A 16895-nucleotide genomic window follows, 5' to 3' on the forward strand; every position below is an offset into this window, starting at 1 on the left:
AAACATTTCGAACTAAATATAATTCTCTAAGTATACATTTTGTTTAAAAAAAGAAAATTATACAAGGAGAATTTTTTATATGGTAAATATAAAAGATAACAAATCAAACGTTCTTAATTGTGAAGCTAAAAAAAGCTGATATTCAAGCAATTGATCAAAATTTTCTTATAAAATCCTATCAAAAAATGTAAAACATTTCATATTAAACTTTAGAATAATGTGTTAGATTAAGAAGTTGATGGTGATAAGTAACTTATTTCAATAAATAGAAAAGACAATAAGTACAATGGAAAGATTAGAATCAATTCAAATGATCAAAATGATAAGAAAATTCATAAAATAACAAAAAGTTAAAGTTATTAAAAATGGAGAATTAGGTTCTAAAAAATCCGATAAACTGACGGAAGGTTTAGAAAAAGTTATAAAATAACTCATAAATATAAAAATCATAATAACATATTCATAGTTTTAAATTTATGTGAATTATTCAATATTACATAGCGAGTTATTATCGTGCTGTAGTAAAAATAAAATGAAATTAAAAAACAAAAATAGATATAAACTTAGCGTATAAAATAAAAAAGCTTTTTATAGAAAACAACAGAATTTATGGTGTGTCGAGAATAAAAATATTTTTAAATATCAAAGGAATAAAGGTAAGTCAATCTAAAGTTTCTAGAATAAGTAATTTATTCAAGTTATATTCAGTTATAAGAATAAAAAAATGTATAAAAAACTAAAAGAAATTACTAAAACTTTTGCTCCTAATTATGTTAATAGAAATTGATCTTTGTATTCAAAAATTGAACTTTGAGTTCACATATATACCTTTGAATAAAAAAATGCATATTCAAATGTTTTAAAAGACGGAAACACGGGATTCATATTAGGCATAAGGTATTTTTAAAAAATGATATAGATATAAACAGAAACATTCGAGAAAGCTTCGTTTCATAGACACGATCTATCTAAAAAACTTATTATCCATTCTGATAACGGAAATCAATATACATCTATATTTGCAAAGCGTTATGCTAAAAAAAAATAATATTATAATATCATTATCTAGACCAGGTAATTCTATTAAAAATGGAATGTGTGAAACTTTTTTTCATCATTAAAAGGAGAGTGAAAAATAAAACTAAAGAAAAATAAGTTTCTCAAAATGAAAATAGCAATTAACAATTATATAGAGTTTTACAATTATAAAAGGATAATGGTCAAACACAAGAGCCCTCCAGCATATGCTTATTTAGATTTCAATTTATGAAAAAAAAAAAAAAAATTCAAACTTTGTTGAAGTATTTTTATAAAAAACATTTTGTATACTCGACAAAATATATTTATAATTATTTTAGAGAGCGAAGTTATAAAATGAATAAATTGAATTTCAAATTATTTAGTTTTAACTATAAAAATGTTATAAAAAACAAAATGCTATTATCAATTACAATAACTTTTTTGATAATATCTACTTTGTTAGAGATAGCTTCTTTTTATAATTATTATTTTAATTCTAATATTTATTTCGACAATATGAATGATCTTTTTAACAAAATATTCTTTTTTAAAAAAATATTTGACATGCTAATGCTTTCAATAATTGTTATTTATTTAACAACAATATGTTTTTATATCGACAAAAAACAAGGCAGAATAAATCTTGAATTAAAAGGTGGGATAAGCTTATTTCAAACATATCTTCAAAGAATAGTTATAATAACATCATTTATATTAACTATAATATTATTTTTACTAGCAATGCAATCGCTATTTACATTAACAATTAATGATTATTTTGTAGTAACGAGACATAAAGTTATTAACTTTATGTATTTTTACTTTCTTTTAGCAATAATGATATTTTCAATAACATTCTTTTTTATTATGATATTTAATTCAAAAGTTGTCTTAACTGTTGTTAGTATTATTTCTTGTTTGATTTCATTATCTAGTACACTTAGCTCTTTTAGATATAATGACTGTATAAATTTATATAGATATGGGTCATACACCACAACATTTCAAAAATGAACGGCTTTTAATAATGAATTAAAATCAGATAAAACTTTTAATGATTTTTTACCAAACTTTGAAAAAATATATGAAAATAGAGGTAGTTTCGACAAGTATCAATGAGCTTATGGAAATTATTGATATGTTATGAACAATTTAACTTCTGATGATAAAAAGCTCTATGGTGATAACTTTATAAATTTTATTAAAGATATGGATAAGTTATTTAATGATAATTATCATTTATTTAATAATCCAGATTCAACTGGTTTTAAATTAGAAGATAGTTTTGTATACAATTATAGAAAAAACTATGCTAGTTATAAAACATTAAATCAAAACTTAATATACAACATTATTAATAAAATTATAGGATTATCAAAAAATGAACAATATTCTAATTTTTTGAATATATTGAAAGATTATTCTAACTACTTTTTAGAATACTTAGAAAAATCACCATTGTCCATTGCATACCTTAATCAATCATTTATTTCTAGATCTGTACTTGATGGTTATTTTGATGAAACTTTTAAAAATTACAAAACAAGTGATCAATATGATTTTTACTATTTCTTGTCTTCGATATCATATGATATTTTTAATTGACAAGATAACATTAGACAGAAGTATGAAAAAAACATAAAAATTGATTTATCACCAGAACAAAGTTTGGTTTATGGTTTAAAAAGGAATGCAAATAGCAATCCTTTTAATCAATTAGCACAATTACAGTTTGGTAATTACTTTTCAAAAAACAGTTTATATTATTACAATAGTTTATCGGGAGGAGTATTTTATAATACTTTTGAATCACCAACTATTCCTTTAGAGTTTAAATATTTTAAAAATAGGGATGAAAATGACCGTCCAATTAAATTAGATGATCTTGAAGAAGTAAATGTAAGTTTTTCAAGTTATTTTGCCTTATATTTTTCTTACTTATCTATTTTTATTTTATTTGGAGGTCTCTCTTACTTAAGATATAGAAAAGTAGCACTTGATTAATAAGAGGGCAGTAAAAAATCAAAATTATCTTAGTTAATAGTTTATGGATTCTACAAAAATACCTAGAAATATGCAGAAATCATTTAATATTTATAAATTATTTTGTTAAAAACCCCGGCCTTATCAAAGATAAACAAAATTTGTATTTTTTTGTATAATATAGTTATTGAAAGAGGATGATTATGAATTTATCAGAATTATTAAAATTGTATAAGTCTAGTGATGTGGAAAATTTTATTGAAAATCACTTTACTATCAAATATCTAGAAAAAAATATTAATTATAATGATGTTGGTGATTGTTGAAAAGTTCTTGGAGACAACCCATCAAATGTAAGTAATATTAATTTATTAACAAAAGGTGAAAAAGGTATAATCGAAAGATTAACTAATGGTATTGACGCTGTAATTGAAAAACAAAAAATAATGCATAACATTAAAGATACTAATTTATCTTTGAAAATTATTGAAAAAGCATTTCCAAATTTTTATAACAGTTATCAAAAAATAGTTTCAGAAAAAGATATTAATATGCAAAATGAAGCAAAAGATATTGATGGAATGGTTCAATTAATTGCGAACGATGGCACAAATATTTCTAAACCAACATTTGATATTATAGATAAAGGAATCGGTGTAGATAAAGATGAATTTGAAAATACTTTATTATCTTTAAATAATGGTAATAAATTATCAAGAGATAAAGAGTACTTAATCGGTGCTTTTGGTCAAGGTGGATCAACATCACTTCCTTTTGCAAAATATACTTTAATAATATCAAAAAAAGACGGTAATTATAGCATGACCATAATTACTTCGATAAATGTTCGAGATTATAAAAATGCACCTTACTTTTATTTGGTAAAAGACGATAAACCAATCTCATTAATAGATGACTTTGATGTAAAAGATTCTTATTTATCAGAATTTACAAATGAAGAATCTGGAACTTTAATAAGAATGATAGACACAGATATAAGTCCAGAGTTTAGAAAAAACGATATAACAAAACCAGCTTCATTTATCGATTATATAAACACAGAATTATTTAACGTAAAAATCCCCATAAAGTTGACAGAAAATAGGAAAAATTTTAGTTTAAATGAGAAACTGCAAAAAAGAAATGCTTTTGGTTCATTTATGAAGTTAAAAACTCATAAAAAATATGTTAAAAAAGACTACAGCGGCGAAATAGACTTCAATTTTAAAAATAAACCTTACAATATTGATTATTTTGTTATCCTTCCTACAAAAGAAGAAGACTGAGGTAGCGACTCAAAAGCTCAAGATGTAATGAAACAATTTAATATATATTGTAATCCAATGATTTTTGTAGTTAATGGACAAACTATAACCACCCAAAGTTTTCAAAAAATCAAAAACAAAGGACTAGATTATTTAAAGTATAGATTATTGATTGTTGTAAATTTAGACGTTTTGGGAAATGATAAATATAATTTTTTTACATCAGATCGTTCTAAAATAAAAGAAAATGAAGATACAAAAGGTTTAATTGATGCAATTTTAGAAAAAATTTGTAAATTACCAGACCTTATTGATATTAATAACATCATTGCAGAAAAAAGTTTCTCTCAAGAAATTGATAAAGATGTCTTAGATAGTATATCTGAAAAAGTAAAAGGAACATACTTAAGTTTTTTAAATTCAAGTAAAACATTTAAAAATAAACCAAATGATAGAAATGAAAATAAAGAATCTCATACAAACACAAACAAAGAAGTTGAGTATTTCGATTTTATAAAAAGTTTATCATTATCACCACAAGACAAAGAGTTTTATTCAGATGAAATACTTGAATTTGTATTAAGTACAAGAGCTAATAAGTATATAAATAAATCAAAAAAAATTGATTTTTTCGTTAATAATAAAAATTTGAACTCTCTAACACCAGTTTTTATGAATGGAAGAAATAATTATACTCTTAAAAGCGGAGTATTAGAAGTTGGAAATTATACAATGTACGCTTCATATTTCGACGAAAAAACCTTTAATGAAATAAAAAGTAATGAAATTAATTTCAAAATATTAGATGCAAAAAAACCAGTAAGTGAAAAAAACTTTAAAGAGAATAACTTAGATTTAGAAATTAAAATAGTTGTAGACTCAGAATTAATTATTGACTTAGTAAAAATGGAAAAGAAAATCTTGATAAAAATTTGCTTAGAACATGAAATAATAAAAAAAGAAGTTTTTAATGGCTTTAGTGATAGTACAAAGTTAAACGAATTTAAAAACTTTATAATCGAACCGATAAGTTTATTTATTTTATATTTAAATGAATCTTACGAACATTTAGAAGTTGAAGAAAAAAATAAAATAATATCAAGTTTTATAAAAGCAAGTTATAAAAGCAAATAAAACAATTGCATAATATAAACAATGAATACACAACCTTAAAGCAACCATATTAACAAAAGTTATTTGTTAATTCGTTCCAATTGAAAGGTTGTTTTTAATACCAAATTTCATTGATACAAAATAAAGTAAATAGCAATCAAGAAATTTTAGCAGTAGAAAAACGGATTAAGATAGCTGAAGAACTTTGTTTTAGAAGTGGTTACACAAAACAATGCAGTGAGTAAAAAGATACTTTCTTGATGAATTAGAAAACAAAAATATAACTACGTTATTAAAAGGTAAACTAGTAATTTTCATAAAAAATATCATAGACAAGTAATCATCTTGCAAGTATTCAAATGAATAAAGGAACTTCAAATACATCTTATGCAGTAAAAGACCTGTGCAAAGTTCTCTTAATATCTTTTTATCAATGTAATAATAATTAAATAGATGATATAAAAATTGCTTCTTTATAGAATACAAAAGCAAGCTTGATGATTTTATTATTAAAATAAATATTTTATAAACATAGGATTATAATCAAAAAGAAACCAAAAGCATAAGGTATTTTAGGTTTCTTTAAGTGTTTTTATCACTAAAAGAAGATGAAAGACAATAAATATAACGCAATTTTTGAAATAAAAGAGTAGTGGACAACAAAATAAGAATAATAATAAAATATAAGTGTGCTCTGTCATATGAATATAATTCTCTATGTATACATTATGTTAAAAAAACATAAAATTATACAAGGAGAATTTTTTATATGGCTAATTTAAAAGGAAACAAATCAAACATCCTAAATTTTGAGACTAAAAAAGAGTTGATTATCAAGCATTTTGATAAAAATTTATCTTATAAAGACCTATCAAAAATGTACAATATTTATATTCAACAGTTAGAAGAATGTGTGTAGATTGAGAAGTTTTTAGTAATAAGTCACTTATTTCAAAAACCAAAAAAACAATAAGCACAATGGAGATATTATAATCAATTCAAAAGATCCAAAAGATAAAAAATGCAGAACTTAAAAAAAGTGATTAAAAATCAAGAATGGAGTTTTAAAAAAATTAATGAACTGACGGAAATTTAGAAATAATGAAAAGTATTACAAGACTATATATAAATATAATAACGAATGATGAATCTAACTCTAAGCTAAGAAAAAAAATTTAAAGAATATATAATTGCTCTTATTGATGAAATTATAAGATTACCGAGCCTTTTAATTACAATTGAGAATTAATAATAGTAGTAAATAATCTTGTATTTATTAATTCTAGATGTGTAGTCAATCAAATGTGAACACTTTTAAAAGATTAGGTTATATTCGAAAGGGTTATGAGCAACTGTTGTCAAGTTTCAGCATAAATACCCATATATCATGATTTTTTTTGGATATTTCTTACCCAAAATGATATTAAGTTTAATAAAACACTAAAAATGTTACGAAACTTATGATTGACATTGTCCTTGTAAACTTATATAATCAATTTTGGAGAAATTATATGAAAAAGAAAAAAATAAGAAGTAGATATTTATTACCAATAACATTAAGCGGTGTATTAACAATACCATTATTTTCTAGTGTTTCGTTAATTAAACAATATGTGGATTCAAATAACAATAAAAACTTAAACTCTTTAAGTAATTTGTTAGATTTTAAAGATATTCCGTTGGAACCAAGTTATCGTTCTAGTTTAGAAAGTCTTGCTGAAAGCTCAAATAAATATACAGCTGCTTATGACTGAAATTACAAAGTAATTTTAAATAATAATATGAAAAAAGTCATAGATGGTGATATGAATTTCCTAAATGCTGATTTTAAAGCTAAAAAACCAATTACAGTAAAAAGTGAACTAACTGATGCTATTTATCTTGGTTTACAAGTAATGGGGCACAATGCTCCTGCAGCTTCTGAATTAAATGAAATTGGTAGATACGAAATTAGTAATTTTCATGCTTTAGAGAAAAAAGGGTATAGTGTTTACTTGAATAAAGTTGACAATAATGAATTACTAGAGATTTTAAATATTGATAAAGAAAAAACTTACGAATATGAGGGTAAAACTTATTTTAAATTAGATAATTTAAATGAAACAGATAACATCTATTTCAAATCTAACTCAAAGGTTGTTAATAAAGAAACAATTGAAAAATGAAATAGTCAAGTAGTTCCAATAAATTTAATTGCTGTTAATGAAGAAGAACCTAAAGATGTATTAACTGTTTATGATCCTAATTACCATAGAAAAACAGTCAATATTTCGATTTTGAAGCATTTCTCAAATGAGTTTATTCAATATAAACTATGAGATTGAAATCAATATAATTCAAACGAAGAAAATTTACAATGTTACATCGCAAATAACCTTATAAAAATTTATATAGAAATCGCCTTAAGTTATATTAATTTTATTGATCCTAAATCAAACATGTATAACGTTAAAGCACCTCCTTTAGAAGGAATTCAAAATGTATTCTCTCACAAAGAAGGTGGCGGTGGAGGAGCTACTCCTGGTTCATTGTTATATTACGCTTACAAATATAATTCATACTATGACTTAAGAATATTTTTATTTAAATATGACGACGCTGATTCACGTTATATTTATATAAGTTATGATCAAAATAATTGAATTGAATTTGAAAAAGACATTAATGGAAAAGACCCAGTAATTGTTGACGAAATAAAAAATACAAATAATAATATCGAAAATAGAACAAAACTATCATTTAATCCTTGAGTAGAGCTTAATCAACAAATAAAAGATTTTGTTAAAAAAACCTGAAATCTTTTACTATTTGCTATGGAAAAAATGAGTTAGAGGTACTTATGATTAAAATAAATAATTTAACAAAGAGATATAATAAAGATAAAATCGTTTTAGAAAACATCAATTTAGAAATTCCAAATGGCGAAAGCATCGGTATTTTAGGGGCTAATGGAAGCGGAAAATCTACACTTGTTGAAATAATCGCTGGTATAAACGAGCAAACAAGTGGTGAAGTTCTCTTTTTGAACCAAAATAATGAAACTGACAAGGAATTAAAAGAAAGCATTGGTATCCAATTTCAAAAAGGAGATTGACCATTTAATACAAGGGCTGTCGATCTTTTAAATCTTTTAGTTGGCAAAAAATGATCAAGTAGTGAATACATCAATGAATTGATAGATATTTTTGAAGTAAAAAACATCATTAACAAAAGATTAAATGAATGTTCAGGTGGTGAACAACAAAGATTTAACTCTTTGTTATCTATTATAAAAAAACCAAGAATATTAATTTTAGATGAGTTAATCACTGGTTTAGATTTAAAAATGCAAATGAAACTAATTAATTTTTTTGATGAACTTAAAAAGAAAGAAGACATCACTTTAATAATAATTTCACATATTCCAGAAGAAATTGAACAAATTTGCAAACGCGTAATTGTTTTAAATGAAGGAAAAATTTATAAAGACGCTAAAGTAGTTGACATTGTAAAAGAACATGGTTCAGTTCGTTTGTTTTTAAATAAATACTTTAAGGAAATTAACAATGAAACACAATAATTTTTTTACTAAAAGTAATTTAACAAATTTTAAAAAAATGTTGTCAGTTACTTTTTCATTAAGTGTTAGAAATGAAAGAGCATGAGTTATCATAAATTTATCTTCAATCATTTTAGTTTCTGTGTTTGCTTATGCATATTCAACATATTCAAAAACATATGAACTTTTACCACCACAATTAGCAAGCTTTTTATTAGTTCCAGCCTTTATAACAGGTGCTTATTTTGCAATTTTCTTATCAAACCTGAAAGACACTTCTATTTTAAAAAGAATTAAGTTTGTTGGAATAAAAAGAACTTCTATAATATTTTCTTTCATTATATGCGCTAGTTTTTTTACTCTAGTTAGTTCATTGTTATCAATTCTTTGATTGTTTATAATGTCAAAATTTCAATTACAAATAAACTTTGTTTATATGAGTAACTTATTATGATGAAACTGACTTTGATACTTAATAGTTCTAGTTTTTATAGAAATTGCAATTTTGTGTTTAAGTGTAATCGTAATGGATTTACTTAAAGGAAAATTGATAAGAACTTCAGTTCCATTAGTTGTTATATTAATATCATTGATAATGTCGGATGTAGCAATACCTTCACTAATTGGAGGAAAAAATTGATTTTTAAATTATTTTGGTTATCTATGCATAACTAAATATATGGTTTGAATATTATTAATCACATCATCATTTAGCTTTATAGATTTTGGTGGAATAGAACAAGTAGTGCAGTCTAAAAAAAGTTTCATGTTCTTGAATAATTTGTATGCATTAATAACGATATCAATAATTGTGTTAGGGTTATTGATATATTTATCAATAAGATTCTTTAAATGAAAGTAGGTATGTTATGGAAAAAATAAATATTTCAAAAGTTTCATTCTCTAGTTTACTTAGTTATACTTTTAAAATAACATTCAAGTCAGCTAAAGTTTATTTAACTGCAATAATATTTCCTGTTTTACTTTCTATTTTGATTTACTTACTTGTGACTTCTTTTGGTTTCAAAGATTATTCAAATCAATTAGGACAAATAACTAAATTATTTATAATTCCTTTCACATTTTCGTTTTTCACATTCTCACTTTTAATATTAAATTGAGAAGCCAGCGTCTTAGTAAAGCAATCTAAAATCTTTTTAATTAGTAGATGAAGAATATATTCATCAATATTTTTGGTTACTTGTGTTATGACAGTGCTTTCTTTCTTGACATTGATAATTTGTTTAAACTTATTCGATCTAGTTTTAAGAGTACAAAATTTTAATAATTACTTTATAAGCTTACCAAAATTATTTTTTGTTAAAGGAACCTTTGCAGAAGCATGTGGATTTTTATTTTCAATAACCTTAACTGCAGTGATGTTCTTCTTATATTTATTTTGTATCTTAATTATTTCTTATATAATTTGTAATTTATGTAAGTCATTAGTTATTGTACAAGCAATTAATTTTATTATTGTTATTTTATTTTTACTTCTTGGTGATTGCATAATAAATGTTAACGATTTGTCGAATAGTAATTCAAATATTGTATTGAATATTTTAGGTTATTTATTACCTATTAAATCATTTCAATGAACAATAGTATCATTATTAACAAATACATATATTTATGAATATAATATTTTACAAACTATTTTTAATCCAAAACTAGAAATACCATTTACATTCTTAACTAATAAAGCCGAACTTGTTTTACCAATAGCTTTATTTAATTCATTTTTATGAATAGCAACTTTTTGATTAGTTGCAAAAAGTCTAACTAAAAAGGGGATAAAATAATGAAAAAAATTCTTAGTTTATTAATGTCAACTAGTGTTATTGTTGGTGTTTCAAGTAATGCTATTTCTTGTAATATTGGAAAGTTTTCAACAAGAGCGCATTTAGAATCTTTTGATGATTTCAATTGAAAAACAGGACAAACAAGTGATGGAGATGGATACAATTGGTATTATGATGATTTTGGAAATAAAATCACCAATGATGAATTACCTTTAGAAAGTGTACAAGGAGAACAAGGCCCAGTAGATAAAATATTTAATTATGATAAATATTCTACTTCATATAAAGGTGCAAACTTCATAAAAAAACAAGCAACCACTGGTTCTCCGATAATAAAATCATATCGTCCGAATGGTAATAAATGATTGGACTTCGGTTTTGAATCAAGATCTCGTAAATTTAATTACATCAATTCTCTACCTGATTGAAACGATGGAACTGATATGGATCTTGATTATAATAAGGCTAGTCAAAAACTAAAAGGTAGAAACTATGTTGCTAAAAAAACTGTAAATACGCAACAAAAACAAACCTTTTTTAATTTTTTTCATGACCCTTCAAATTCTTCAAGTTCAATTGTAGGAACTAAAAATACGTTCGGGGGTAATTTAACTAATTTAAGTTACACACACCAAATGTATACTTGACCCGCAATTACTAACAAGGGTTGATTAACACCATCATTTGCCGATTATACTGATTATATGCACAAAAACGGAGTTCCTGTTTTAGGTTTATGATATATGTCAGGATGAGAAGATTTAACAAGAGAATCATTAAAATCAATTTTGACAACAGATCCCAATGGTGTTTTTACAATGGTAAATATTTTAATACAACAATGTATTGATTTAAACTTTGATGGCTGAATAATAAATAACGAAGCAAATGGTTCTCAAGGTGATGGATACGTTATTGAGAATAGTGAAATTAACAAAATTATGGAGCAATTCAATGAAAGAGCAAAAGAGTTGGAGTGGTCATTAGGTAGAAAATTAAGTATAATTTATTATACTAATGATAGTTCTTTGGAATATGACCCCGTAACTCAAAAACCTAACTCTAGAAAAACTTTTGAAGCAGCTAAAAGTGCAAGTGCATTCCAATTAGATTTTGTTAAAAGCACACCTAATCTGGATAGATATATAAAAGAAGAACACGCTGGTAATAATGAAAAAAGAAAAGATTTATATACACTATTAAACGAAAGTGTAACAATACCTGGACTTGGTGCATTTGATTATAAAAATTTGATATTTAATAAAGATAAGTACAATAGATATGACTTAGAAAAGGCTAATAATTCTTTTTCAATATTTGGTTCAGGTGGTGCTAATGAGTATGCTAAATCTTTCAAAAACTGAGCTAATTCAGAAAACTTAATAAATGATCAAAACGAGTATAAATATTTACTAATGCAACAAGAATTATCAAATTTATACTCAACTTATCAAATGGTTGGAAAAAATGGTTATCTTGAAAACGATCAGAAAGGTTTTACTGATATGATTTCGCAAGGACAACAAGATATTGATGAACTTTATCAATACGATCCAAGAATTGATTTCAAAAAATTTAATAAAAGTTTATCAATTTCTCCTATCGATTATTTATTCAAACGAAGTGAGAATAATGTTTACAAATATAGTGTTGGAGTAGGGAGTTCATTTTTAGAGAAAACCGTAGTAGCAGATACAGTTATTGATAACGATTACAGTAGTTACAGTAACAAAGAACCAAAAGAAATTGAAAATGATCCATCAATGACAACTTATTTTTCTACTGGTTCGGGAATTAAATTTATTAACAGAGATAGTAAAGGCAAAGCACTTTATGACAAAATTACTCCTTGAACAAATTCTCGCTTAGGAGATGTTATGCCAACATATCAATGAGATTTTTGAAGTAAAGAAAAAGTTCAAGATACAATTAAAATTGATACTCTAGATGGTGAGAAAAACGTAAGTACAATTACAAGTAAAGGGCAATTAGCACCATATTATGATTATTACAATCCTTACATGAAAGGTAATTCCATTTCTGTTGGTATGGGTTATGACTTTGATAATGATGGAGTTGTAAAACCAGGTATATGATACCCAAATCAAGATTATTATTGAAATATAATGGGAACTAATCTAAGTAAAAACAATTACAATGTTAGTTATTTTGTCAAAAAAAGTAAAAGTGATACAAAGTCAAATGACATCATTAATGATAAAAACACCAAAATAACTTATACAACATCAAATGAAAATCAAGGACCAAAAGTCATTGATGATACAAAAATAACAGAAATTAATGATGGTTGGTATAAAGTTACAGCTGATTTGAGTAAGCTATCAGGTATTAATAGTGGAAATAGGATTGCTAAATTAGGACTTAAAATAAATCCTGCTAATGAAACTAAGTTTTTATATTCTGTTGGTGGATTTAACATTTCTAAAAACTTGGATGCTGAGCAATCAACTAATGAAACTACGGTAAAAAAAATAAAAAACGAGTATGTTGTTAAAAGATCATCTGACAATAACAATGTAAATATAAGATTTAATTGAGATATAGACAATAAGGATAGTGATTACTTCAATATCTTTTATTCAAATGATGGGATTAATTGATATCGTCTTGGTCAGACAACCATCAATAAGTACTATTTAAGAGAGTTGAACGATAATGAAGACCATTTTATCTATATAGGAATACAACCAGTTAATAAATCAGGTATACCTAATAAAGTTTTTTACTCAAAAATCGATACAAATTATAATTATTAAAAATTTGAACACCTAAAATAAAATTAGCGATTAAAAGAGACTCTTTTTATTGTTGGATTTTATCATAGGTGTTTTTTTATGACTAACTTCATTTTTGATTCAAAGAATTGAAATATCTCAAAAGTCCCTTAATTCATTTGATATTAATAGGATTTTAAAAACATACCTTTATTAAAATTTGTAATTATTTTCAACAATTTGAAGACACATTCATTTTGATTAAAATAGAACTGTGTGTATTATTAGCTAAAGTTGATAGTTGCTATACTTAAAATATATTAAGAATTTTAGAACAAGAATGGTAATTATAAATACTTTGCCGAGGTTAAGGATTGAAACAATGCCATAATTTGAAGGTAATTACAATTATGAAAAAAACGTCAATAATATGTTTTAAAACATTTGATTATGTACATAATCAAACTAATTAGAAAATTTAATAGAGATGAAAAACTAATAATTTGAACTTTTTATATAAAAGATAAATTTATCAAATTTTAAAAAATTAATTAAAAATCAAATTTTATTGATATATAAATAAATAAATAAAAGTCGAAAAACTAAAACCTTTTTAACAAGCATATGATTTTTTTTACTACACTATGTAAAAAAGTCTAGTGGTAAAATTAATTTTTAAAATATTTCTAAATTTTAAAAATCATTTTACTTTGATAATTATTTTCACTTTGTTGTGTATCATATTAATAAGTGTATTAAATATTAATATACCAAAAGGAGAAAAAAAATGAAAAAACTATTAGGATTATTAGGCGCACTAGGAATGGTGGCCTCAACAGGTGTATCTGTTGTATCATGTGGCAAAAAAAATGAAGCTGAATCTATTGGTAAAGTTTCTTTAGGGAAAAATAGCTTAAGGTCAAAAAATGACTCAACCACTTTAACTGTTGAACTTAATAAAGATCTAGCAAGTGCAGATAAAATTACAGTATCAAGTAATAAAGGTGAAGATTCATTGTTAAAAGTTGAAGAAACAAATAAAGAGACAAAAAAAGTTGTTTATAAAGTTTCATTAAAAAATGATTTACCTGAAGACAATATTAGTGAAGCATTAACTGTTAAACTTAATGATAAAGAAGTTGGCTCTGTTGAAATAAAAATATTTAGCGAAGAATCAAATGATAGAGCTGAATTTGATTTAAAATTAATAGAAGATGCAATAAATCACAGTGGAATTGCGGAAATGGTAACTGGAAACTATGGTAATAAAGGTTATTTATCACTGGAACCAGGAAAAATTAAAGATCAAAATGGCATTATAGACGCTGTAAAAACTTATGTAACCAAAGTCTTAGCGGATGCTAATGGTTTGGGGTTAAATTTCAATATATCCGTTGATAATATTATTTCTATGGTAAACATCGATTTCCTAGATAGTAATGGGGTGAAAATTATTGATAATAACACTAAAGACATAAATTCAATCAAAATTTCTATAAAAGACGGGCATGAAAATGACATTGATGGTTATACAGTTTCGGGTGAAGCAAATGTTAAAGTTGCAGAGAAAAAAGACCTTAAGGGAGTTAAAACTGAATTAGGTGAAGTTACTGTTGCTTTAGAAAATGAAACTATAATTTTGAATACAGTAAAGAAACAATTTATAAAAGACAATCCTGATGCTGAAGGTGCAGTTGAGAATCAAGATCTTAGTTTTGGAATACTAAAATATGATAAATCTAATAAATCTGGAAGTATCGAAGTAACAAATAAATTTAATAGTCGTGTAAAACTAAATAATGATAAACTAACAATTACTTTTAGTTATAAAATTGATGAAACTGCAGTTTCATATTTAGATATAGAAAAATATGTGTTTAAAAACGTTGATAGTATCATTTTGTTCACTGATGAAGAAGTAAATAATAAAAATATTATCAATGCATTATTTGAATCCGATACTGAAGGGTTCGGTGCTCAAATTACAGACGATGACTCATTCTATTTGGCCTTAATGGATAGTGTATTTGGTTTTAGTGAAGAAGATTTCAAAAATGAGTTTTTAAATTTATTTATGTTGAACATATCAACTGATAAAAATTCTTTTACTATAAGTGTTAAAAAGGCTGATGTTTTTAAAAAAGCTAAGTTTGTTGGTGGTCCAGTAACTATTAAAATCACAAAAGAAGATTAGGTTTTTTAAATACTCTGAAAAAAAGTTAATAATAACAAAATATTACATCTAAACAAAAAAAAAAAAAAAAATAATTCTCTAAGTATATAGTGTGTTGAAAAAGATATATTTATACAAGGAGATTTTTTTTATAGGCTAAGTTTTAAAAATAATGCAACATTATATATCTTAAAAATTAGAACAATGTGTATTGTTGAATAAGTTTTTGTTTTGCTTAGAATAAACAGTATTGTGCATAATAAAGGTATAAATATAAGTCGGGTTAAATCTGTTATGTTAAATATTTTTTTTAAATTAATCTTGGAAAACTCAATTGATGATGAAATGTTTAAAATATTCTTATTATTTAAATAAGATTAATAGTGAAGATAAACAAATTAACTTTGTTGATTTTAAATAAAACGTTAAACAATTTTATAACATTTTACTTCTATATAAGTATAATGATTGAACATAAGATTTCCCCAACATACATCTCTTTAGATTTCAAATATTTAAATTATATTTTTTGATATCATTGGAGTGTTTTTAAAAAAGTTTGGTGTACCGAACATTTTTTTTTTTTTTTAAAAAAAAAAAAAAAAACTCAGAGTTTAATAATTATAATGAATTTACTAGGAGATTATATATGGCTTATTTAATAATTAGTTGAGTTGCATCAATCTTATTAGCATCGTCACTAATACCACAAATAATTAAAATGTGAAGAACAAAAAGTGCCAGAGACGTAAGTTTATTTACAATCTTGTGTTTTGTATTTGGGAATGGAAGTTGATGTATTTATGCTTATTTACAAATTTTTTTGTATGATCAAAGTACTTTGATTCAACTAGCTTTTACAAACACACTTTTATTTAGTTTTGGTGTTATTTTGATGATTTTGAAGTCAATTTCAATCTTAAAAAATAAAGTATCTAATAACCAACCGAAAGAAGAGGAACTCTAAATGGAAATTTTTATTCAAATAGTTTCATGATTTGCGACTATAGTAAGTTGTATTAGATTTATTCCACAACTTATTAAAATTATAGTAACAAAATCTTCAAAAGATGTTTCCTTGATAATGTACATTATTGCAGTTCTAGCTGCACTGTTATGATTGATAGCAGCTGTCATGATTATGAACTATCCCTTGATAGTAACTAATGTAATAGTGTTTATAATTGCAAGTTTCATTTTAACATTCAAAATATGAGAAATTAACAAATCTAAAAAAAGATTAACAGTATAATCGGTTGTTTTTGG

General features: G+C 24.4%; 13 protein-coding genes. All 13 read left to right on the forward strand.

Annotation, left to right across the window (positions count from 1 at the left end; all coding sequences use genetic code 4):
• The first annotated feature begins 79 nt into the window (after positions 1-79).
• The 13 genes from ACI2WZ_RS02225 to ACI2WZ_RS02285 all read left to right on the forward strand — a co-directional run bounded on the left by ACI2WZ_RS02225 (position 80) and on the right by ACI2WZ_RS02285 (position 16881).
• Positions 80-226, forward strand: coding sequence for a hypothetical protein (locus ACI2WZ_RS02225; RefSeq protein WP_500245125.1), 147 nt, complete (start codon positions 80-82; stop codon positions 224-226).
• A 349-nt stretch (positions 227-575) separates the two neighbouring features.
• Positions 576-740 carry an IS3 family transposase gene (locus ACI2WZ_RS02230; RefSeq protein WP_500245181.1) on the forward strand — a complete coding sequence of 55 codons (165 nt, stop codon included), beginning with the start codon at positions 576-578 and terminating at the stop codon, positions 738-740.
• A gap of 526 nt (positions 741-1266) precedes the next feature.
• Positions 1267-3024 (forward strand): chemosensory receptor, encoded by a 1758-nt coding sequence (locus ACI2WZ_RS02235; protein ID WP_500245126.1) that lies wholly within the window; start codon positions 1267-1269, stop codon positions 3022-3024.
• Between the two features lie 182 nt (positions 3025-3206).
• The gene (locus ACI2WZ_RS02240) at positions 3207-5402 is read left to right on the forward strand and encodes an ATP-binding protein (protein WP_500245127.1); all 2196 of its coding nucleotides are present in this window, start codon (positions 3207-3209) and stop codon (positions 5400-5402) included.
• A gap of 748 nt (positions 5403-6150) precedes the next feature.
• Entirely contained in the window at positions 6151-6300 is a 150-nt protein-coding gene (locus tag ACI2WZ_RS02245; protein WP_500245128.1) for a hypothetical protein, read from the forward strand.
• 592 nt (positions 6301-6892) lie between these two features.
• A complete protein-coding gene (locus tag ACI2WZ_RS02250) occupies positions 6893-8212 on the forward strand; it encodes a hypothetical protein (RefSeq protein WP_500245129.1) in 1320 nt (439 codons plus the stop codon).
• 8 nt (positions 8213-8220) lie between these two features.
• Entirely contained in the window at positions 8221-8940 is a 720-nt protein-coding gene (locus ACI2WZ_RS02255; protein WP_500245130.1) for an ATP-binding cassette domain-containing protein, read from the forward strand.
• The gene (locus tag ACI2WZ_RS02260) at positions 8927-9781 is read left to right on the forward strand and encodes a hypothetical protein (RefSeq protein ID WP_500245131.1); all 855 of its coding nucleotides are present in this window, start codon (positions 8927-8929) and stop codon (positions 9779-9781) included. The genes ACI2WZ_RS02255 and ACI2WZ_RS02260 overlap by 14 nt, the downstream gene beginning before the upstream one ends.
• A gap of 7 nt (positions 9782-9788) precedes the next feature.
• The gene (locus ACI2WZ_RS02265) at positions 9789-10721 is read left to right on the forward strand and encodes a hypothetical protein (protein ID WP_500245132.1); all 933 of its coding nucleotides are present in this window, start codon (positions 9789-9791) and stop codon (positions 10719-10721) included.
• Positions 10721-13498: an endo-beta-N-acetylglucosaminidase gene (locus tag ACI2WZ_RS02270; RefSeq protein ID WP_500245133.1), complete on the forward strand. Its 2778-nt coding sequence runs from the start codon at positions 10721-10723 to the stop codon at positions 13496-13498. The genes ACI2WZ_RS02265 and ACI2WZ_RS02270 overlap by 1 nt, the downstream gene beginning before the upstream one ends.
• Before the next feature lie 745 nt (positions 13499-14243).
• Complete coding sequence (locus tag ACI2WZ_RS02275; protein WP_500245134.1) at positions 14244-15650, forward strand: lipoprotein; 1407 nt, start codon at positions 14244-14246, stop codon at positions 15648-15650.
• Between the two features lie 628 nt (positions 15651-16278).
• Positions 16279-16596, forward strand: a complete 318-nt coding sequence (locus ACI2WZ_RS02280) for a SemiSWEET family sugar transporter (RefSeq protein WP_500245135.1) — start codon at positions 16279-16281, stop codon at positions 16594-16596.
• On the forward strand, positions 16597-16881 hold the full coding sequence (locus ACI2WZ_RS02285) for a SemiSWEET family sugar transporter (protein ID WP_500245136.1): 285 nt from the start codon (positions 16597-16599) through the stop codon (positions 16879-16881).
• The last annotated feature ends 14 nt before the right edge of the window (positions 16882-16895 follow it).

The organism is Spiroplasma endosymbiont of Megachile willughbiella, from assembly GCF_964273395.1.
GTDB classification, from domain to species: domain Bacteria; phylum Bacillota_I; class Bacilli_A; order Mycoplasmatales; family Mycoplasmataceae; genus Spiroplasma_A; species Spiroplasma_A apis.